At 60.4% G+C, this 19,257-nt stretch carries 17 protein-coding genes; 13 read left to right on the top strand and 4 right to left on the bottom strand.

Features of this window, described 5'->3' with window-relative positions:
- Positions 1–16 precede the first annotated feature (16 nt).
- The 3 genes from U5A52_RS03460 to U5A52_RS03450 are packed head-to-tail and all read left to right on the top strand — an operon-like array spanning position 17 to position 2,774.
- Complete coding sequence (locus U5A52_RS03460; RefSeq protein ID WP_321934168.1) at positions 17–1,291, top strand: branched-chain amino acid ABC transporter permease; 1,275 nt, start codon at positions 17–19, stop codon at positions 1,289–1,291.
- Positions 1,288–2,055, top strand: a complete 768-nt coding sequence (locus U5A52_RS03455) for an ABC transporter ATP-binding protein (RefSeq protein WP_321914384.1) — start codon at positions 1,288–1,290, stop codon at positions 2,053–2,055. Before U5A52_RS03460 ends, U5A52_RS03455 begins: the two co-directional genes overlap by 4 nt.
- Complete coding sequence (locus U5A52_RS03450) at positions 2,055–2,774, top strand: ABC transporter ATP-binding protein (protein WP_321933947.1); 720 nt, start codon at positions 2,055–2,057, stop codon at positions 2,772–2,774. The genes U5A52_RS03455 and U5A52_RS03450 overlap by 1 nt, the downstream gene beginning before the upstream one ends.
- 39 nt (positions 2,775–2,813) lie before the next feature.
- On the opposite strand, the gene U5A52_RS03445 is transcribed toward U5A52_RS03450, so the two are convergent.
- Positions 2,814–4,001, bottom strand: coding sequence for a DUF2235 domain-containing protein (locus tag U5A52_RS03445; protein ID WP_321914382.1), 1,188 nt, complete (start codon positions 3,999–4,001; stop codon positions 2,814–2,816).
- A 449-nt stretch (positions 4,002–4,450) separates the two neighbouring features.
- Here U5A52_RS03445 and U5A52_RS03440 point away from each other — a divergent pair, with 449 nt between their 5' ends.
- From U5A52_RS03440 to U5A52_RS03410, 7 genes are all read left to right on the top strand, one after another.
- Complete coding sequence (locus U5A52_RS03440) at positions 4,451–4,642, top strand: hypothetical protein (RefSeq protein WP_321933946.1); 192 nt, start codon at positions 4,451–4,453, stop codon at positions 4,640–4,642.
- A 404-nt stretch (positions 4,643–5,046) separates the two neighbouring features.
- Positions 5,047–6,147: an ABC transporter substrate-binding protein gene (locus tag U5A52_RS03435; RefSeq protein WP_321914380.1), complete on the top strand. Its 1,101-nt coding sequence runs from the start codon at positions 5,047–5,049 to the stop codon at positions 6,145–6,147.
- A gap of 45 nt (positions 6,148–6,192) precedes the next feature.
- On the top strand, positions 6,193–7,086 hold the full coding sequence (locus U5A52_RS03430) for a branched-chain amino acid ABC transporter permease (protein WP_321933945.1): 894 nt from the start codon (positions 6,193–6,195) through the stop codon (positions 7,084–7,086).
- Complete coding sequence (locus U5A52_RS03425; protein ID WP_321914378.1) at positions 7,079–7,966, top strand: branched-chain amino acid ABC transporter permease; 888 nt, start codon at positions 7,079–7,081, stop codon at positions 7,964–7,966. The genes U5A52_RS03430 and U5A52_RS03425 overlap by 8 nt, the downstream gene beginning before the upstream one ends.
- Positions 7,963–8,754 (top strand): ABC transporter ATP-binding protein, encoded by a 792-nt coding sequence (locus tag U5A52_RS03420; RefSeq protein ID WP_321914377.1) that lies wholly within the window; start codon positions 7,963–7,965, stop codon positions 8,752–8,754. Before U5A52_RS03425 ends, U5A52_RS03420 begins: the two co-directional genes overlap by 4 nt.
- On the top strand, positions 8,751–9,470 hold the full coding sequence (locus U5A52_RS03415; RefSeq protein ID WP_321933944.1) for an ABC transporter ATP-binding protein: 720 nt from the start codon (positions 8,751–8,753) through the stop codon (positions 9,468–9,470). Before U5A52_RS03420 ends, U5A52_RS03415 begins: the two co-directional genes overlap by 4 nt.
- 172 nt (positions 9,471–9,642) lie before the next feature.
- Positions 9,643–13,116: an indolepyruvate ferredoxin oxidoreductase family protein gene (locus U5A52_RS03410; RefSeq protein ID WP_321933943.1), complete on the top strand. Its 3,474-nt coding sequence runs from the start codon at positions 9,643–9,645 to the stop codon at positions 13,114–13,116.
- 131 nt (positions 13,117–13,247) lie between these two features.
- Here U5A52_RS03410 and U5A52_RS03405 read toward each other — a convergent pair whose 3' ends face one another.
- A complete protein-coding gene (locus tag U5A52_RS03405; protein WP_321933942.1) occupies positions 13,248–13,973 on the bottom strand; it encodes a GntR family transcriptional regulator in 726 nt (241 codons plus the stop codon).
- 289 nt (positions 13,974–14,262) lie between these two features.
- Positions 14,263–15,504, bottom strand: coding sequence for a D-amino acid dehydrogenase (locus U5A52_RS03400; protein ID WP_321933941.1), 1,242 nt, complete (start codon positions 15,502–15,504; stop codon positions 14,263–14,265).
- Between the two features lie 215 nt (positions 15,505–15,719).
- Here U5A52_RS03400 and U5A52_RS03395 point away from each other — a divergent pair, with 215 nt between their 5' ends.
- Positions 15,720–16,067 carry a RidA family protein gene (locus U5A52_RS03395; RefSeq protein ID WP_158760630.1) on the top strand — a complete coding sequence of 116 codons (348 nt, stop codon included), beginning with the start codon at positions 15,720–15,722 and terminating at the stop codon, positions 16,065–16,067.
- Positions 16,068–16,152: 85 nt separating this feature from the next.
- Complete coding sequence (locus U5A52_RS03390) at positions 16,153–16,941, top strand: Asp/Glu racemase (RefSeq protein ID WP_321933940.1); 789 nt, start codon at positions 16,153–16,155, stop codon at positions 16,939–16,941.
- 138 nt (positions 16,942–17,079) lie between these two features.
- Here the strand turns inward: U5A52_RS03390 and U5A52_RS03385 are convergent, their stop codons facing one another.
- Positions 17,080–18,480, bottom strand: coding sequence for a GntP family permease (locus tag U5A52_RS03385; protein ID WP_321933939.1), 1,401 nt, complete (start codon positions 18,478–18,480; stop codon positions 17,080–17,082).
- A 172-nt stretch (positions 18,481–18,652) separates the two neighbouring features.
- On the opposite strand from U5A52_RS03385, the gene U5A52_RS03380 reads away from it, so the two are divergent.
- Positions 18,653–19,252 carry a BON domain-containing protein gene (locus U5A52_RS03380; protein ID WP_321933938.1) on the top strand — a complete coding sequence of 200 codons (600 nt, stop codon included), beginning with the start codon at positions 18,653–18,655 and terminating at the stop codon, positions 19,250–19,252.
- Positions 19,253–19,257 lie beyond the last annotated feature (5 nt).

Raw genomic sequence — 19,257 nt, 5'->3', positions numbered from 1 at the left:
CGGCGCCGGTTCGGGCATGCAACGCAACGGAATGCGGCAAACCGCGCATTCGCTGCGCTGGATCATTTGGGGCGTCACGGTGCTCGTGATGCTGGTGCTGCCGCTCGTGTTTTCCAGCGGCTTTGCCATCGCGCTGCTTTCGCAGATGGGCATCATGATCATCTTCGCGCTCTCGTACAACATGTTGCTCGGGCAGACCGGCATGCTCTCGTTCGGGCACGCGGTGTACTCCGGGCTCGGCGCGTTCGTGGCGGCGCATGTGCTCAACCAGATCGGCGCGAACCATTTCCCGTTGCCTGTTTCGCTGCTGCCGCTCGCGGGCGGGTTCGGCGGCATGCTGTTCGGCGTGCTGTTCGGCTATGTGACCACGCGCAAGTCGGGCACCACCTTCGCGATGATCACGCTTGGCATCGGCGAAATGGTGGCGGCAAGTTCGCTCATGTTTCCCGGGTTTTTCGGCGGCGAAGGCGGTGTGCCGACCAACCGCACGGTGGGTCATGCGGTGCTCGGCATCACGTATGGACCGGCGATCCAGGTGTACTACCTGATCGCGGCGTGGTGCCTCGTGTCGATGATCGCCATGTACGCGTGGACGCAGACGCCGCTCGGCCGCATTGCCAACGCCGTGCGCGACAACCCCGAGCGTGCCGAATTCGTCGGCTACAACACGCAGCGCGTACGCTTTTTCGTCATGGTGCTTTCGGCGTTCTTCGCGGGCATTGCGGGCGGCCTCTCGGTAATCGACTTCGAGATCGTGACGGCGGAGAACGTCGGTGCTGCGCAGTCCGGCGGCGTGCTGCTGGCGACGTTCATCGGCGGCGGGGCGTTCTTCTTCGGGCCGATCATCGGCTCTGTTTTGTTCGTGCTGTTTGCGGTGGCGTTGTCCAATCTCACGCCGGCATGGCTGCTTTACCTCGGGTTGTTCTTCGTGCTCGTGGTGATGTATGTGCCGGGCGGCGTGTCGAGCCTGCTGATGAAGCAGGTGCCTCTCATCGCGGCGCGCAAGCTGCATCGCATGGTGCCTTCCTATGCAGCGACGCTGGGCGCTGCGCTGATTTTGCTTGGCGCGCTCGTGCTGACGGTCGAACTCGTCTACAAGGTGCAGATCGATCGTGACAACGGCACGGCCATGGCGTTCTTCGGCCTTACCTTCGATGCCGCTTCATGGAAACCGTGGGCCGTCGCGGCGGTGCTGTGGGCGCTGGGCGCGCAGGCGGGACGCCTCGCGGCTGCGCGGGTGCGCGAAGCGTGGGATGGCGTGCAACGGGAAATCGCAGGGAGCAACGCATGACGGCCGCACTGGAGTTGCGTGAAGTCCGCAAGAATTTCGGGCGCACGGAAATCATTCGCGGTGTGGACCTGACTATTGCGAAGGGCGAACGCCATGCGCTGATCGGCCCCAACGGCGCGGGCAAGTCGACGACGTTCAATCTGATCTCGGGCCGCATGGCGCCGAGTTCCGGCACGGTGAAACTGAACGGCGTCGATATCGGGGGGCTGCCGCCGTACAAGATCAACCGCATGGGGCTCTCGCGCAGCTTTCAGGTGACGAACATCTTTCATCGCCTGTCGGTGTTCGAGAATTTGCGCTGCGCCGTGCTGTGGTCGCTCGGCTACCGGTACTCGTTCTGGCATCGCCTCGAACAATTACGCGACGCGCGCGAACGCGCCGAAGAAGTGCTCGAGCTGATCGGTCTGCAGGGGCGGCACGACACGCTTGCCGGGCTGCTCACCTATGCCGAGCAGCGCGCGCTCGAAATCGGCATCACGATTGCGGGCGGTGCCGAGGTGATCCTGCTCGACGAACCCACGGCGGGCATGAGCCGCTCCGAGTCGGATCACGCGGTGGAGCTGATTCGCCGGGTCACCGTCGGCAAGACGCTGGTGATGGTCGAGCACGACATGAGCGTCGTCTTCGGCCTCGCCGACCGCATCTCGGTGCTCGTGTACGGCGAAGTGATCGCCACGGACACGCCGCAAGCCATCCGTAACAACCGCCGCGTGAAGGAAGCCTATCTGGGCACCACGCTCGACGAACCCGCAGGTGCACATTGATGGCGACCGCTAATTCCATGCTCGAGGTGCGCGGCCTGCATGCGTACTATGGCAAGAGCCATATCCTGCACGGCGTCGAGATGCAGGTGGGCGAGGGCGAGATCGTCGCCCTGCTCGGGCGCAACGGCGTGGGCCGCTCTACGTTGGCCAAGGCCATCATGGGGCTCGTGCGGTGCGAGGGGCAGATTTTGCTGCGCGGCGAAGAAGTGCGCGGGCTGCGCACGTTCGAGGTTGCGCACCGGGGCATCGGCTATGTGCCGGAAAACCGCGATATCTTCCCGACGCTCACCGTGCGGCAGAACCTGATGCTCGGCGAAAAGCGCACCAGGTCGCGCCAGAAGCCGCGCTGGCAGTTCGACGACATGTACCGCATGTTCCCGCGCCTGAAGGAGCGCGAGGACACGCCCGCGGGCCTGCTCTCCGGCGGCGAGCAGCAGATGCTGACGCTGTGCCGCACGCTCATGGGCGACCCAGACCTCATCATCATCGACGAACCGACAGAGGGGCTCGCACCGCTCGTCGTCGCGCAGGTGGCCGAGTACCTGAAGGCGCTGAAGGCGCGCGGCATTTCGGTGCTGCTCGTCGAGCAGAAGCAGGCCATTGCGCTCGATATCTCGCAGCGCGTCTACGTCATGGGGCACGGCCAGATCGTGTTCGAGGGGACGCCGCAGCAGCTCAAGGCCGATGCGTGCGTGCGCCAGGAATGGCTCGAAGTGTAGGGCGCGCTTCGACCGGTTGCTCTGCGGCGCAAATTCCGCCTAGCGTGCAGGCAAGTTATTCGGCGAGTAAACGGGCTGCTGGCCGACAGCGCCAAAAAGATCCTCGGGCTGGCCGTTCATACGCTGCCGGATGGTGTCGTTGACGACCATGCCCACAGGGAAGGCCCGCGGCCCCACTCCGGCGACCAGCCAGCCGCGATCCGCTACCCATTCCCGGTGTCGCGGGCCCAATGGATTGGATTGGACGGCAACGGGAGGCTGCAGGGCGAAGTGCAATCCCACGTCTGCGTGCTGCAACCTGTCCACGATCCAGAGCAGGGCGCCGTCGGAGAGCCCGTGATCGGGATAGCCGCCGCCGACATCGCAATGGCCGCCGGGAAAGAGCGCTTGCGTCACGTTCGGGTTGGGATTCCACAATGTCGGCTCGAACGGCTTGCGTTGCTCGTCGAGCGAGACCGCATGGATGCCTATGCCAATTTTCGGGCTGAGATTCAGATCGCAGAACCGGAACAGATCGATCGCGGACCCCTGATAGTAGATTGGGATGCCGAGCGAACCCACCGTATCCCAAACCGCCACCGCGGCGATGTTCGCGTCCACAAAGGAATTGGCGTCCAAAGGCTTGGGGTTGGAAAAGGCGTTATGGATAGTCAAAAACTCCAGCACACCGTCCGCTATCTTCTGGAACGTTGTTTCGTTGCCGTGTCTCCATCGATACCAGGCCGCCACCGCGGTGTCGTAACGATTCTGATCGTCAAGGGCAGCGAGTTCCGGCCGAAGCAGCCCCTGCCCGGCAATCAGTCCCGCCAGGGCTCGCGCGGTGTACGCGCCGCGGCTGAATCCGACGATCACAATGCTGTCGCCCGGCTCGTAGTTGCGCGAAATATAGGTATAGCCACGAGCAATGCGCGCGACGACGCCGACACCGAACGCGCCGCCCGCGACTTTATCGATCAGTTGCTGGGAATTTCCAACCCCGTGAATGTATTTCGCGATCTGTATCGGTTGGCCATTCGCGTCTAAGAGGCCCTTTTCCATCTCGGCGCCGCCCCACACGGTTTCTGGAGGCAGCATGTTCCCATCGAGCCACGCGAAAAGCTTGCATACATTGGTCAGTTCAGGCTGGCATCCCGCTGCCGCTTCAGGAGCGGCGCCATCGCCTTTTCCTGCCGGATCTTCGGGTCCGTTCCACGTGCCGTCTGCGCAAAAGACGATCGTCTTGGACATCGCTGGCTCCTTGCACGCAATTTTGACGTCAAGCTTGTTCGCAATCCTGAGCAACGTGTCCGGCGTGAGCGCCGCAAATGCTGTACGACGTGCGATGCGCGTGCCGAACGTTTGTCCTACAAATATAGCTTCTGCGCCTCCGATTGCGAGGTGCAGGAGTGTGCGTTGGCGCACGTACAACCGGAATCGACAGGGCGCGCACTCGCTGAATCAACTGACCGGGCCTAGGGGCGTCCTGCAGACGCTCCACGTGCACATTCCAGGCGTTGCCAGTGTTGACATCCATTTTTTTTCGGGTAAAAGTGTCGACAGATGTGTGGCCAATTGGCCTTGTCCGCGGATAGGGAGTCCCGGGTTTGCCCGGCAACCGAGGGTGTACAGCCGTTGAGATTGCAGTGGGATTCGTTGAATCTCGTTAGCCGGTGGTTCTTGACGATCGGAGTGGAACTATGCGTTTTGAACGTAATTCTCTGTCCTTCGATATCGCCCGAGAGCGCCTCATCAGCCCATTTCCAGGCGCGTACGCGACTGGCAGCGCCGCACAGACCGAACTGAGCACACGTCTCGTCGTCGTTCTGCTTGCGTTCGCAGCGGTGCTGACTGGGGCGTTGCTTTTCATGCTGGTGAGCGGCGCTCACTAGCTCGTGCGTGAATGTCTTCGCGAGCGAACGCAAGGCGGCGATCAGATTTGGGTGTCGTTGCCGTGAGGCTCGCTGCTCTCACTCCTGGCCGATGCCAGCGTGATCGAAGCAAGGGAGGAAACTGGGGAAAACTAGAATACAAAAGTGTAGACAATCCGCTAGTCTGATTTCACTTTGAGCCGAGAAAGTGCGGTTGCTTTCGAGCGTCGCGGCAGCGACATGCAGCGCCCGGGTCAGGCAGGAACGAAAGCGCCGGGTTGTCCGGGCGCTGAGCGTGCGTAGGCTCTGGGGCTTGCCGCGATGTTGTATCCAGGTGTCGATGTTTCTATTGACGCCGTTTTTTTTGCTATAGAGTGTCGACACTTGTGTAGTCTAATTTCCTCATTGACTAAAGGGGTGGCACCATGAAGTTTGCGAAAGAGCTGTGCATCAGCGTTGCCGCGAGCGCGTTGTTTTCCATGGCGGGCGGGGCGCTCGCGCAGACGGTTTCGCTTGGCGCGGTGCTGCCCTTGACGGGAGCGAGCGCTTCGGTTGGAGATGACCAGCGGCGGGGAATTGAGCTTGCTGTCGAGCAGGTCAATGCGCACAACGGTGTGCTCGGGCAAAAGCTGCAAGTGATCGTCGAGGACTCAGGTGGTGTTGCCGCGACCGCGCTAAGTTCTGCACGCAAGCTGGTGTCGGTCAACAAGGTCCCAGTGGTGCTCGGCGAGTTCTCGTCGGGAATCACGATTCCCGTCGGCGAGTATGTGGTCCAGCAGGGCGACGTTCATATCAACATCGGCTCGTCCAGTCCGCAGATTCGCAAAATTGGCAACGGCTCGTTTAGCGTTATCGGGCTGGACGACCTGTCGGCACGTTTCGCAGCAGGCGATGTCTTTGGGCAAAACCTGAAGGACGTGGCGTTCATTGCGCCGAACAATTCGTATGGACAGGGCGTTGCCAACGAGTTCAAGAAGCGCTTCGAATCGCTGGGCGGCAAGGTGTCCTCCGTGGTGCTCTACAGCGAGGGGCAATCGACCTACCGGCGCGAATTGCAGCAGATGTCCCGTTCGTCGCCTCAGGCTTATGTGTACAGCGCCTATGGGCAGGAAGCGGCAACGATCAACCGCGAGGCCTACGAACTCGGCCTGAACAAGCAGAAGTGGTACGGCATCTACTTGACGATGTGCACGAGCGATACCCTGCCGCAAGCTGCACAGGGGCAGGAAGGCCTCGAAGTCGCTTCGGTCGGCGATGGCGGCAAGTCGTACGAGCAAGCGTATCGCGCCAGGTACAAGGAGGCTCCCAAGTCCTCTTTTGGTAGCTATGCATACGACGGCGTCATGGTTGCTGCGGCCGCAATCAATAAGGCCGGTAGCGCCGACCCCGCCAAAATCCGCGCGGCAATGAAGGCGATGCCCGCTTACAGCGGCGCGACTGGAACGGTCGCGTTTGATGAGGGTGGTCAGCGCAAGGAACAGCCGTACGACAAGGTGAAGTTCGATAGCAAGGTCGTTTCCCGATAAGCTTTGCCGCGCTGCCTCGCAGCGCGGTAGCTCCTGGAGAGTTCCATGCTGCAATTTATCGTCGACGCCCTGATACGCACTTCGGACATCATGCTGGTTGCCGTGGGGCTCAGCGTCGTGTACTCGCTGGTCAAATTTCCGAACATCGCGCATGTGCAGTACGCAATGCTGGGCGCGTTCGGTACGCTTGGGCTGACTCGCGTGGGCATGCCGTTCGCGCTCGCACTATTGGGTTCCTGCGTTGGGATGGGCATCCTTGCCGTGTTGCTCAACGTGCTCGTTTTCAAGCGCTTGCTCCGCTCAGGCAGTTCAATCGCGATGATCGGCTCGCTCGCCATCTCGATGATTTGCATTGCGGTCGTCCTGGGCGTCGCCGGGTCTCGCCCGTTCCGGTACTCGTCGGGGCTCCCTCGTCCGATCTCACTGGGGTCGACAACCATCTCAATCGATCAGCTCACGTCGATTGGATGTGGTTTTGGCTGCGTAGCGCTGTTGGCTGTGTTGCTCTTCAAGACAGGCGTTGGACGTTCAATGCGCGCGATGTCTTCGAATGCGGCGCTTGCCGCCGCAACCGGAGTTGATGGTTCGCGGGTGGTGAACGGGATTACCTTCCTGAGCGGAGCGCTGGCTGCACTCGGCGGAACCATGCTCGGTCTGACCGAGACAGTCCACGTTGGGCTTGGCACGAACCTGCTACTGCCCGTGTTCGCCGCAGCGATTCTTGGTGGACTGGGTAATCCGCTTGGTGCGGCGGCCGGCGCGCTGCTGATATCAGTCGCGGAAACACTCGTCACGAACCTCGACTTCGGCTGGCTGTTCGGAACGTCGGACGTTTATGTTCCGATTACCTATATCAGCGCGGCGTCGTTCCTGATACTCCTTATCGCACTGTTGTTCAAGCCGTACGGCATCTTTGACAGGGAGGTGCGTCGTGTATAGCTTTCTCTTGCACGTAGCAACGCTCAGTTGCATTTACGCGCTTCTCGCGCTCGGGCTGAACCTTCAGGCAGGATTTGCTGGACTACTGAACTTCGGCTTTGTCGCGTTCGCCGGAGTGGGCGCCTATGCCTCTGCCATCACAGCGTCGCTTGGATATCCCGTTGCGGTCGGAATTCTGGTCGGCGTCGTGGCCGCAATGGTGGTGGGATTCGCCATGGCACGACTAGGGCGGAATCTCGCATCGGACTACTGGGCGATTGCGACTCTCGCTGTCGCTGAACTCATCAGAACCGTGGCGCTCAACGAGAACTGGCTCACAGGCGGTGCGCAGGGAATCAGCGGGGTCCCGGAACTCTTCCGGGCCGCCGCGGGCGCGCAGAACGACCTTGCGTTCTTCGCGCTTGCTCTTGCGATGGTGGCGATTGCGTTCCTTGCTTGCATGCGGCTCACGCGTGGCCGGTTCGGCCGCGCAATCCGTTTGATGCGTGAAGAGCCGGCGTTGGCGACGAGCCTTGGATACCAGCTTGTGCCGCTCAAGGTGAAGGCGACAGTCACGAGCGCGGCAATTGCGTCAGTTGGCGGTTCGCTGCTCGCTCACTATATGAGCTTCGTTGGGCCAGACTACATGCTGGCGTCGGAGACCTTCGTCATCTGGACGATGGTCATGATCGGCGGGTTAGGCAACAACCTTGGAGTGGTGCTTGGTGCGGTGCTCGTCGAAGCCATCTACAGCGCCGTGCCGTTCGTCAAAGACTATCTCGACATCAGTAGCGATATCGCTGGTGCGGTTCGGCTCGGCACAATCGGCGTCATTCTGCTCGCGTGCCTTCTTGCCCGTCCGGGTGGCCTGGTTCCCGAAAGAATTCGGAGCGTATCATGAGCACGATGCTTCGCTTGCAAGACGTCTATAAGGCTTTTGGCGGCAACCAGGTATTGACCGGTCTTAACTTCAACGTGCGCCAGGGCGAAATCGTTGGTCTGCTCGGGCCGAATGGTTGCGGAAAGAGTACCGTGCTGAACGTCATAACCGGATACTGTTCCATAGACCGCGGCGTCGTGGAGGTTCGCGGAGAGCGCGTGAGTGGCCTGGCCGCTCATCAGATTGCCGCGAAAAGCGTGCGCCGCACTTTTCAGTTGCCGTCCATGCCAAGCCGAATGACCGTGGCAGAAGTCGTAATGGCTGCGTCAACGCGAAGCCACGGTCTATTCAGCACGCTATGGCGGTCCGCCGCAATAAGGCGACTTGAGGAGGAAACGCGTGAACGCGCGCGTCAACTTCTCGATGAGCTACTCCTCACAAAGGTCGCCCATCTTCCCGCTGCGTCCATCTCAGGTGGACAAAAGAAGCTCCTTGGTATTGCCTGCGCAATGATGGAGCAGCCATCGCTCTTGTTGCTCGACGAGCCTATGGCCGGCGTTCACCCGAACCTGCGCGCGGAACTCGTCACTACGCTCAAGCGAATAAACAGTCAGGGTATTACCCTCGTCATCATCGAACACGATATGCACTTCATTTCCGAAACGTGCAGCCGTTGTATCGTTCTCGACAAGGGCAGAACGGTTGCCGAATGCCTTCCCTCGGAACTGGAAACCCATGAGAGCGTTGTCGAGGCCTACCTCGGCAAGAAGCCCGGCAGGCAATACCAGGTCGCGGGAGCAGTCGCATGATAGCGGTCAACAACGTCGTCGCTGGCTACACGCGCGAAGTCGACATCCTTCGCGGTATCTCTATTAACGCGCGGCAACTGGAGATTGTCACCATCCTCGGCCCCAACGGCTGCGGTAAGTCGACGCTGCTGAAGACGGTCGCCGGGTTTCTTCTGCCCCGGCAAGGCACGGTCACCTTAGGCGATATCGATATTGGGCAGGTGCCCGTGCACAAGAAGATCAGAAAACACGAAATCGGATTCGTGCCTCAAACGGACAATGTGTTCGGCGCGTTGTCCGTTTGGGAAAACCTCATGCTCGGCGGGCAGTTTATGCAGGAGAAAGACAGGAGGGAGAGGCTCGACGCGTTGTGCGACGCTTACCCGGTGCTCAAAAGAAAACTCCGGGCGCGGGCGTCGAGTTTGTCGGGGGGCGAACGGCAGATTCTGTCTCTCGCTCGTGCGTTGATGCCAAAGCCTCGCTTCCTTCTGCTCGACGAGCCTTCGGCGGGGCTGTCGCCCAAAATGCTCGGCGAAGTGTTCGATGCAATTATCGATCTGCGCAATACCGAGCGTATCGGTGTCTTGATGGTGGAGCAGAATGCGACGGAGGCGTTGCGCATTTCCGATCGCACTTACGTTCTCTCGATGGGGCAGGTCGCACTGGAAGGAAAGGCCTCCGACCTGCTCGAAAGCGAAGAGATGCGTCGTCTCTACCTGGGCGGTCGACCGCATTGATCGCTCGCCCGCTCGCTCGTAGCACGACGCTATGCACGGCAGGCCCGCATGGTTGAAGGGGCCTCTGAAGTCCACAACAAGATGGTCGTTGCGCGCACGCTCCTCAAAATCGGGAGCGATAGGTGGGCCTGGATGTCCCGTCCCGCGAACATGCCGCTTCGAAGGAGACACTGTGACACTACGAACCGTAACGCTTGACGACAAGTACACCCTCGACAGCGGGCGCATTTTCCTGACCGGCGTGCAGGCACTCGTTCGCCTTCCCTTGATGCAGCATCGGCGCGACAAGGCCAACGGCCTGAACACGGCCGGCTACGTTTCGGGGTACAGAGGATCTCCGCTTGGCACTTACGATGCCGAGTTGGGAAAGGCAAGCCCGTTTCTCAAGGCAGCCAATGTCGTATTCGTACCTGGTGTCAATGAGGACCTGGCGGCCACCGCGGTTTGGGGCACGCAGCAGGCCGAAGTTGGCGGAGAAGGGAAGTACGACGGCGTCTTCTCCATCTGGTACGGCAAGGGCCCAGGCGTCGACCGGAGCGGCGACGCCTTTCGTCACGCCAATCTTGCCGGAAGTTCGAAGCAAGGCGGCGTGCTTCTGCTCATGGGCGATGACCACACATGCGAGTCGTCGACCACGTGCCATCAGTCGGAATTCGCGTTGGTCGACGCATCGATTCCCATTCTGAGCCCGAGCGGTGTGCAGGAAATTCTCGACTACGGTTTGTACGGTTGGGCCATGTCGAGGTATTCGGGCTGCTGGGTGGGTCTCAAGTGCGTGAAAGACACGGCGGACGCATCGGCAGCCATCGATGTCGACCTCGACCGCGTCACACCGCAATTTCCCGCCACTGTGGAAATGCCTGCGGGCGGACTCAACCTTCGGCATCCCGACACGCCACAGGAGCAGGAATTCCGGCTTCACAACTACAAGCTCGATGCCGTTCGCGCGTTCGTTCGAGCCAACGGGCTCGACCGGGTCACGCTGGGCAAGCCGGGTGCGCGACTCGGCATCGTGACGCATGGCAAGAGCTATCTGGACCTTTTGCAGGCGATCGATGACCTGAACGTTACCGAAGCGGACCTCGAGTCCATGGGTGTCGCCATTTACAAGGTCGCGTGCACGTGGCCTCTCGAGCCTCAGGGTATCCAGAAGTTCGCTGAAGGACTTGACCTTCTCATGGTCGTTGAAGAGAAGCGCAGCCTCGTTGAGTCCCAGATCAAGGACATTCTGTATCGCGCGCCGCACGCGCCAGTGGTGATCGGGAAGCATGACGAGAGCGGCAAGAAGCTCTTCCCGGTTGAAATGTCACTGAGTTCGCTGCAGATCGCTATCGCGTTGGGACAGCGGCTGGTGCCGTACGCGCAAGGTCAAGGCATCGCGCAACGTGTCGAGTTCCTGACGGAACTGAGCAAGGTCGAGTTTGCTCCCGAAGCGATGCTGCGCAGTTTTTACTTCTGCAGTGGCTGTCCGCACAACTCATCGACGGTCATTCCAGAAGGAAGCAAAGCCTACGCCGGAATTGGCTGCAGCTGGATGGCGCAGACGATGGACCGCAACACGATGGGCTACACGCAAATGGGTGCGGAGGGAATGGCATGGGTTGGCGAGGCGCCTTTCTCCCGGCGCGCTCACATGTTCCAGAACATGGGCGACGGCACGTATTTTCATTCTGGACTGCTTGCCGTCCGTGCGGCGGTCGCTGCCGGAACGCATATCACGTTCAAGATTCTATACAACGATGCGGTGGCGATGACCGGTGGCCAGCGGCACGATGGTCAACTCAGTCCGATGACCATCACAACGCAGGTGCATTCGGAAGGCGTTAGCCGCATTGCCGTCGTATCGGACGACCCGTCGAAGTACCCGGCAGATGCCGGCTGGGCACAAGGCGTGACGATCCATCACCGCTCCGAGTTACAAAAGGTTCAGGAACAGCTTCGCGATGTTGCGGGGGTGACAGTGCTGGTCTACGACCAGACTTGTGCGGCAGAGAAGCGTCGCCGTCGCAAGCGCAACCAGTTTCCGGACCCGGCGAAGCGCCTGGTCATCAACGACCTCGTCTGCGAGGGCTGTGGCGACTGCGGCGTGAAGTCGAACTGCGTTTCGCTGATGCCGCTAGAGACGGAGCATGGGCGCAAACGCGCCATCGACCAGTCGGCCTGCAACAAGGACTTTTCATGCAACAACGGCTTTTGTCCGAGCTTTGTCACGGTACTTGGCGGGAGTCTGCGAAAGGCTGGAACCGTTAAGCCGAACATCGAATTGTTCCCGGCACTGGTCGAACCTGAACTGCCTTCGGTCGAGAACGGCGTCTATTCAATCATCGTGACGGGTGTGGGCGGCACCGGTGTTGTGACCATTGGAGCGGTTCTCGGCATGGCGGCGCATCTAGAAGGCAAGGGCTGCGGAATTCTGGACATGGCCGGTCTTGCTCAAAAGGGCGGCTCGGTATGGTCGCATCTGCGGTTCGGCAAGAGCCCGAGCGCTATCAAGGCTATCCGTATCGCTGCAGGCGGTGCCGATGCCGTACTGGGTTGCGACATGGTCGTGGCCGCGAGCCGAAAGACACTCGCCGCGACGCGAAAGGGCGCAACGCGCATGCTTGTCAACACGCATGAAGTGATGACGGGCGAATTTACGCGTCACCCCGACCTCACGTTCCCAGCGCAGGAACTGCGCAAGGGCATTGCGGATGCCGTCGGTAGTGATCGTGTCGAGTTTGTCGATGCGACGAAGTACGCCCTCGATATTTTCGGCGACACGATTGCGGGCAATATGTTCATGCTTGGCTATGCTTATCAGCGTGGTCTCATCCCGATTGGCGCTGAGGCAATCAACGCCGCCATAGAGCTTAATGGCGCGGGCGTCAAGATGAACAAGGAAGCCTTTCTGTGGGGGCGCCGTGCGGCTCAGTCGCCCACGTCGGCTGAACGAGTAGTCGCCACGGCAAAGCCGGTGCACGAGTCCCGGCGCATGTCGTCATCGCTCGACGAGTTTATCGAACGCAAGGTCAAATTCCTGACTGACTATCAGAATGCCGCATACGGCGAGCGCTTTCGCAGGCTCGTTGGCAAGGTTCGCGACTGGGAGCGCACGGTTATGCCGCGTGAGGAGACCGTCACCCGCGCGGTGGCAAGCGGTTATTTTAAGGTTCTCGCCTATAAGGACGAGTATGAAGTCGCAAGGCTTCATGCTTCGCCTGAGTTCGTCGAGAGCATCAAACAGCAGTTCGACGGCGACTTCCGTATTGCATTCAATCTGGCTCCACCCCTTTTCGCGCGCAAGGACGCATTGAGCGGTGAGCCGCGCAAAAAGGAATACGGCGCCTGGATTCTGCCCGCGTTCCGGATGCTCGCAAAGATGAAGGTGTTGCGAGGAACGGCGTTCGACGTATTTGGCTACACGGGCGAGCGCCGGATGGAGCGAAGCTTGATATCTCGCTACGAGCAAACGGTCGACGAGATTCTCCGTCATGGCACGTCGCGCAATTATCAAACCGCGGTGCGCGCAGCGAGCATGGTGGAGAAGATTCGTGGGTACGGACACGTCAAGGAGCGCAATCTGAAGTCCGTCGACGTCGAATGGACGAACGCCGTTGCCCAACTGTCGAAGTCCGCCGTGATTGAACTCAAGCAGGTCGCTTGAAGCGCGTGAAGACCGCAAAGCGCCTGGCGATGACGGAATCCGGCATGTGATGCGATTCCGTCATCGAAGCCTTGAAACAGGCGGTGTGCTTCGTGGGGAGAAGGCCAGGAAACTGGCCTGCGTCTTGATGTTTATTGCGAGTAAAGCTTCACAACGCCTGCATCCACGACCTTGGCAATTTCTTCCATGCGCCAGGTGATGTGCTTCTCGGTGAGCTCGCGGCAACGTTTCGCGTCGCGAGCCTCGATCGCGTCGAGGATATCGAGGTGTTCCGCGAATGCATCGTGGCCGCGCTGCTCAAGGTCGACCCAACGGACAAAATGAATGCGCGCGTTGATGTTATAGAGCGCGCGAACCATTTCGTTATTGCCGGATAGCGCCACTAGCCGCACATGAAATTCTTCGTCGCGTGCGACCAGTTGAGCGGCAGGAGCCTGCGCGGCCTTGTTCTTCATCACGTCTTTCCAGAACTTGCGCAAGGCACGGACATCTTTGGGGTCGGCGCGCTCGACGGCGAGCTGTACGGCCGATGCCTCGATGCTGCGCCGGAGTTCGAACAGATCGAAGATGTCCTGACGATTCAACTCCCGAATGAAGAATCCCCTGTTGGGCACAAAGGTCAACAGGTTTTCCGCAACAAGGCGGTTGAGCGCTTCTCGAAGGGGCGTGCGGCTCACATCGAACTTCTCTGAGAGTTCGAGTTCGTTCACCCGCTCGCCAGGCCGAATCGTGTACAGGACGGCCATCTCCTTCAAATGCTCGTAGAGGTCATTCACTGTGAGTCCGGCTCGCTTTGGAGCGCTGGTCTCCCGCACGCGCGGCTTGGAATCACGAATGAGCGAAGTGTAGCCAGCCATTTTCCGTTCCCTTTCTAATGCATTACGCCATTTCTATTTCTGTCCGAGCGCCTCGCGCCTTCGATTGGCCGATGTCAACATGCGGGGTGCTCGTGAGATGCTACGCGGACGTCTCCCGTCCTTGCTGCCTGAAAGTGTAGGCAATACTGTATTCTACAATACGCGCGCCCGCCGCCAGGCGGCTCCTCCAGGCGCGGGATGGTGCGCGCTGCCACCATCCCATTTAACACCGCAATGCTGGCGACACACGCTGGACTTGTGCGTGAGCCATTCGAGATTCAACGGGTAATCAGGACACCAAACCCTCCATCGGGATTCCCGGCACACGCCCCGCAATCAGGTCAGCAGTGATACGCGCCGAGCCGTGAGACATCGTCCAGCCAATGTGACCGTGACCGGTGTTCAGGTACAGATTGCGATATTTGCGTTGACCAAAGAATGGCAGGTTGTTGGGAGTCATTGGCCGCAGGCCTGCCCACATTTCAGCGCGTTCGTAATTGCCCCCGTCGGGATAGAGTTCCTGCGTGACTCGCTTCATGAACGCGAAGTCCGACGGCTTATGTGCGGTGTCATACCCGGCAAACTCCGCGGTGGCGGTGACGCGAATCCGGTCCCCAAATCTCGAGATCGCAACCAGGTTGTGTTCGTCGACCGCCGCCACATTGGGCGGCTGCGCATGTCCTTCAATCGGGATAGTGAGTGAGTATCCTTTGACCGGGTAGATTGGCAAATTGATACCAATGCGTCGCACGAGTATCGGGCTGTAGCTGCCCAAGGCCAGCACGTACGCATCGCCTTTCACAATGCCCTTGTCCGTGCGCACTCCGGAAATCTCTCCGCCCGAGACTTCCAGCGCTTCGATGTTCGTGCTGTTCAGAATCGTCGCGCCTCTTGCGACCACAATATCCGCCAGAGCACGCGTGAATTTCGCCGGGTCGCCCGTTTCGTCTGTTGGGCAATGTATTGCGCCGACAATGCCGTCCTTCGCTGACGAAAGCGAGGGGTCCAGGGAGATCACTTCCTCGCGGGTCAATACCTTGATAATTTGACCGTCCGACTCAAGAAGCTTCATCTGCGCTACGCCACGGTCCAGCGCCTCCTGACTCCGATGGAAGTAGAGAATTCCCCTGTCATTGCGGTCGTAGCTCACGGATTCAGTCTTGATGACGTCCTGAAGCACGGACTGCGAATAGGCGGCGAGCCGATGTTTGAGCAGCGTATTGCGCCGTGCCTTTTCTGAGTTGCACTCCATCAGGAAGCGCCATGACCAGCTGTACAGCCTCGGATCGGTAGAGAATTTGAAGCGAAGCGCCTGGTCCTTGAGCACTAGCGACTTGAGCAAAATCATTGGCGCTTTCGGTGAAGACCAGACGAATGAGTGTCCTGGCGCAACCATGCCGGCGTTACCCCAGCTGGTTTCGCCGGCGACCACCGGCTGCCTGTCAACGACCGTCACGTCATGCCCGTCCGCTTGCAACTGGTACGCGGTGGTCACGCCGACTACGCCACCGCCAAGCACAATTACCCTCATGATGCCCTCAGTCTCAAAGGTTGAATGACTTCGCGTCGAGCAGCCGTCGCGCTCGAAGTGTCGACACAAATGTATATTACTAACAAAAAAGAAACGCAATGAGAGCTATCGATTACCGGGGACTTTACCTGAATGTGTCGATAAAAGTGTCGACAATTGTGTGTGATGTGGGCTAGTCTATGTGCTGTACTTCACATGACCAGACGGAGGAGCCGATGCAAATCAAGCGTTACGAGAGTGGCAAGCGAATGAGTCAGGCCGTTGTCTACGGTGGTTTCGCGTTCCTTGCCGGACAGGTTGCCGATGACCCGAGCCAGGACGTGAAGGGGCAGACCGAGCAGATTCTCGCGAAGATTGACCGCCTGCTGCAGCAGGTCGGCTCGGACAAAACCCGAGTTCTGACTGCAAGCATCTGGCTCGCCGACTACAAGACGTTTAACGACATGAATGCAGTGTGGGACGCGTGGGTGCCAGAAGGCGAGGCTCCTGCTCGCGCTTGCGTTGAATCCAGGCTTGCGTTCCCCCAATACACCGTCGAAATCGGAGTCATCGCCGCAGTCTGATATGTGGCGTATGAATGAAGCGCTGGTGAGCGTCACTTAACCTGGTGTCAGCATGAACGGACAACGTTGAAGGGGCAGGCACAGAATGGAAACCCTTGAAACTGCAGAGCGCTATGTGAAGCTCGACTTCACCCTCGATGAGGGGATTTCACGTCGCGCTGCAATCGGTCTGGTCGTTCTCGCGACCGACCACACGATCGAATACGAATGGCGCAAGCTGCTTGCCGTCGAAGGCGTGGGATTCTACGAGAGTCGAATTCTGAATTCGGCAGAAATCACACCGGCGACGCTTAGAGAGATGGATAGCCTGATTGCTCCGGGCGTTGCCGTCATCCGTCCTGGCGAGCGGCTTGACGTCGTAGCGTTTGGCTGCACGTCGGCATCGATGGTGCTCGGCGAAGGTCACGTCATGGAGCGAATCAGGGAGTCCCGGCCCCATGCTGCATGCACGACACCCATCACAGCCGCCAGAGTCGCGCTCAATTCGTTGGGCGCAAGACGGGTCGCGCTCCTGACTCCGTACGTGCGCGAGATTACCGAGTCCATGAAGGACTACCTGATCGCTCGCGGCGTGAACATCGTACGAATGGGTTCGTTCGAGCACTCCGACGACAACGAGGTGGCGCGAATCGACGCACAGTCAGTCCGCAATGCCGTTCTCGAACTCGGCCGGCACGAAGACGTCGATGCGGTGTTTGTCTCCTGCACCTCTGTCCGGTTGGCAGACGAGGTCGCCGCAATTGAGCGGGAACTCGGCAAGCCTGTCACGTCCAGCAATCATGCAATGGCGTGGCACGCGTTGAGGCTGGGTGGCGTGAAGGACGAGCTGCCTCAGTTCGGACGGCTGTTCACTGTGCAAAGCGTCGAGCAGTAGTTGTCGCTTTCGTCGTCGATTTTGCACGCGCCGCGCGAACTACCTGGCGCGGATTCATCGAAGCGGCAGGAAGGGCCGGCTGGTTAGCCGGCTCTTCCTACGACTTGTCGGCATTGGCCTGTCTGCGAGCGCTTCACCTCAAACAATGCCCGTCGCGTAGTACACAGCGATAACGAAAAAGACGGCCAACGTCTTGATCACGGTCACCGCAAAGATGTCCCGATACGACTGGCGGTGCGTGAGCCCCGTGACTGCAAGCAACGTGATGACCGCGCCATTGTGCGGCAGCGTGTCCATGCCGCCGCTCGCCATGGCGACCACGCGATGCAGCACTTCCATGGGAATATGCGCGGCCTGCGCGCTCTTGATGAAGAGATCCGACATGGCCGCGAGCGCGATGCTCATGCCGCCCGATGCCGACCCCGTGATACCCGCGAGCGCGCTCACCGAAACGGCGGCGTTGACGAGTGGATTCGGGATGCTCTTGAGCGCATCGCTCACCACGATGAAGCCGGGCAACGCCGCGATCACACCGCCGAAGCCATATTCGGAGGCGGTATTCATCGAGGCCAGCAGCGCCCCGGCCACTGCCGCCTTCGTGCCGTCCGCAAAGCGGCTTTTCACGCGGCCGAACGCCGTGACGATCACGAGCACGATGCCGGCGAGCAGCGCACCCTGAACCGCCCAGATCGCCACGACCTGCTTGACCGTGGCGGTGACCGGCGTGTGAACGCCGGGCAGCACTTCCGGCGGCACGGTGACGGTGTCGCCGTACCAGACGGGAATCCAGTGTGTGAGCAGGAAGTTCGCCACGCCCACCAGCACGAGCGGCGCAACGGCCAGCACCGGGTTGGGCAGCTGCTCGGTCTTCACGTGCTCGGGTTCGTTCACGAGCGAGGTGCCGTAGCCTTCGCCCTTCGCCATCGCGGCGCGGCGGCGCCATTCGAGGTACGAGAGACCGACCACGATGATGAAAAGCGAACCGGTCACGCCCAGCGCGGGCGCGGCCCATGCCGTGGTCTTGAAGAACGTGGTCGGGATGATGTTCTGGATTTGCGGCGTGCCGGGCAGCGAATCCATCGTGAACGAAAAGGCGCCGAGCGCAATGGCGCCGGGCATCAGGCGTTTGGGAATATCGCTCTGGCGATAGAGTTCGGCGGCGAACGGGTACACGGCGAACACCACCACGAAGAGCGAAACGCCGCCGTACGTGAGCAGCGCGCACACGGCCACGATCACGGCGTTGGCACGCGAGCGGCCGATATAGCGGATGGCAGCGTGCACGATCGCTTCGGAGAATCCCGATAGTTCGATCACCTTGCCGAATACCGCGCCGAGCAGGAACACGGGAAAGTAGAGCTTCACGAAGCCCACCATCTTTTCCATGAAGATGCCGGAAAAAACGGGTGCAACAGCGGCGGGCTCGGTGAGGAGGACCGCGCCGAGCGCGGCGATGGGCGCGAAGAGGATCACGCTGTAGCCGCGATACGCGGCGAGCATGAGGAACGCGAGGGCGGCGAGAACGATAACAAACGACATGGAGTCTCCTGCGGATCGATCGTGTTGCGCGATGCGGTTTTTAATGCGGCACGGCCATGATGCGTCGCAGCGATTGTAGCGAATGGATGTGTCTCGTTATTGCGAGCGTGGCCGCGCGGACCTATCGTTGCGCAAGAGAGCGAGCCGCAACGGGCCGATAAGGGGGCAGTCGATGAGTGCGATGGGTATGCGAGGCGAAAGCGGGGCGCGCGCGTGGGCGGTGCAGACAGCGCGGCTTGCGGTGGCGCTTGCCTGCGTAAGCGTTTTCGCGGGCTTCTGGGCGCATGCAGCGGCGCAGTCGCAAACCGGAGCCTCGGCGCCTGCGTCGGGCACGACGGATACCCAACGCAAGAACTGGTACAACGACCCGTTCTTCGCGCTGTCTAGCGCGATCGGCGCCTGTCCGCAACCGCTTGGCCCGCTGATGACGAAAGCCGAAGCCGACGACGACGCCCACTATCGCGTGGAGCGCGGCACGACGTGCTGGCTCGCGCACAAGTGCTCGAAGCCGAACTCGTATCTTTACGACGCCGACATCGCCGCGGCGATTCGTCAGCAACTGCAAGGCGATGCCCTGTTTGCGGGCACGAGCATCTGGATCACGGTGCAGCGCCGTTTTGTCTATGCGGAGGGCTGTGTGGGTGCGGGCTTCGACAGCGCGGCGCTGGAACGCAGGCTCGCCGCGATTGCCGACGTCGAGCAGGTCTTCGTGCGCGTGAGTTCGGACCCGCACGGCGCGCTGCCTTACAAGACGCTCTCGAGTGCGCCCTGAGCGCG

The sequence above is a fragment of the Paraburkholderia sp. J8-2 genome, from assembly GCF_905220195.1.
In the GTDB taxonomy this organism is placed as follows: domain Bacteria; phylum Pseudomonadota; class Gammaproteobacteria; order Burkholderiales; family Burkholderiaceae; genus Paraburkholderia.
Note: the sequence above shows the minus strand (reverse complement) of the source record. Positions and strands in the feature narration are given on the sequence as shown.

Coding starts and splice junctions, on each gene's coding strand:
- U5A52_RS03460 (WP_321934168.1), top strand. CDS start 17: ATGCAACGCAACGGAATGCGGCAAACCGCGCATTCGCTGCGCTGGATC.
- U5A52_RS03455 (WP_321914384.1), top strand. CDS start 1,288: ATGACGGCCGCACTGGAGTTGCGTGAAGTCCGCAAGAATTTCGGGCGC.
- U5A52_RS03450 (WP_321933947.1), top strand. CDS start 2,055: ATGGCGACCGCTAATTCCATGCTCGAGGTGCGCGGCCTGCATGCGTAC.
- U5A52_RS03445 (WP_321914382.1), bottom strand. CDS start 4,001: ATGTCCAAGACGATCGTCTTTTGCGCAGACGGCACGTGGAACGGACCC.
- U5A52_RS03440 (WP_321933946.1), top strand. CDS start 4,451: ATGCGTTTTGAACGTAATTCTCTGTCCTTCGATATCGCCCGAGAGCGC.
- U5A52_RS03435 (WP_321914380.1), top strand. CDS start 5,047: ATGAAGTTTGCGAAAGAGCTGTGCATCAGCGTTGCCGCGAGCGCGTTG.
- U5A52_RS03430 (WP_321933945.1), top strand. CDS start 6,193: ATGCTGCAATTTATCGTCGACGCCCTGATACGCACTTCGGACATCATG.
- U5A52_RS03420 (WP_321914377.1), top strand. CDS start 7,963: ATGAGCACGATGCTTCGCTTGCAAGACGTCTATAAGGCTTTTGGCGGC.
- U5A52_RS03415 (WP_321933944.1), top strand. CDS start 8,751: ATGATAGCGGTCAACAACGTCGTCGCTGGCTACACGCGCGAAGTCGAC.
- U5A52_RS03405 (WP_321933942.1), bottom strand. CDS start 13,973: ATGGCTGGCTACACTTCGCTCATTCGTGATTCCAAGCCGCGCGTGCGG.
- U5A52_RS03400 (WP_321933941.1), bottom strand. CDS start 15,504: ATGAGGGTAATTGTGCTTGGCGGTGGCGTAGTCGGCGTGACCACCGCG.
- U5A52_RS03395 (WP_158760630.1), top strand. CDS start 15,720: ATGCAAATCAAGCGTTACGAGAGTGGCAAGCGAATGAGTCAGGCCGTT.
- U5A52_RS03390 (WP_321933940.1), top strand. CDS start 16,153: ATGGAAACCCTTGAAACTGCAGAGCGCTATGTGAAGCTCGACTTCACC.
- U5A52_RS03385 (WP_321933939.1), bottom strand. CDS start 18,480: ATGTCGTTTGTTATCGTTCTCGCCGCCCTCGCGTTCCTCATGCTCGCC.
- U5A52_RS03380 (WP_321933938.1), top strand. CDS start 18,653: ATGAGTGCGATGGGTATGCGAGGCGAAAGCGGGGCGCGCGCGTGGGCG.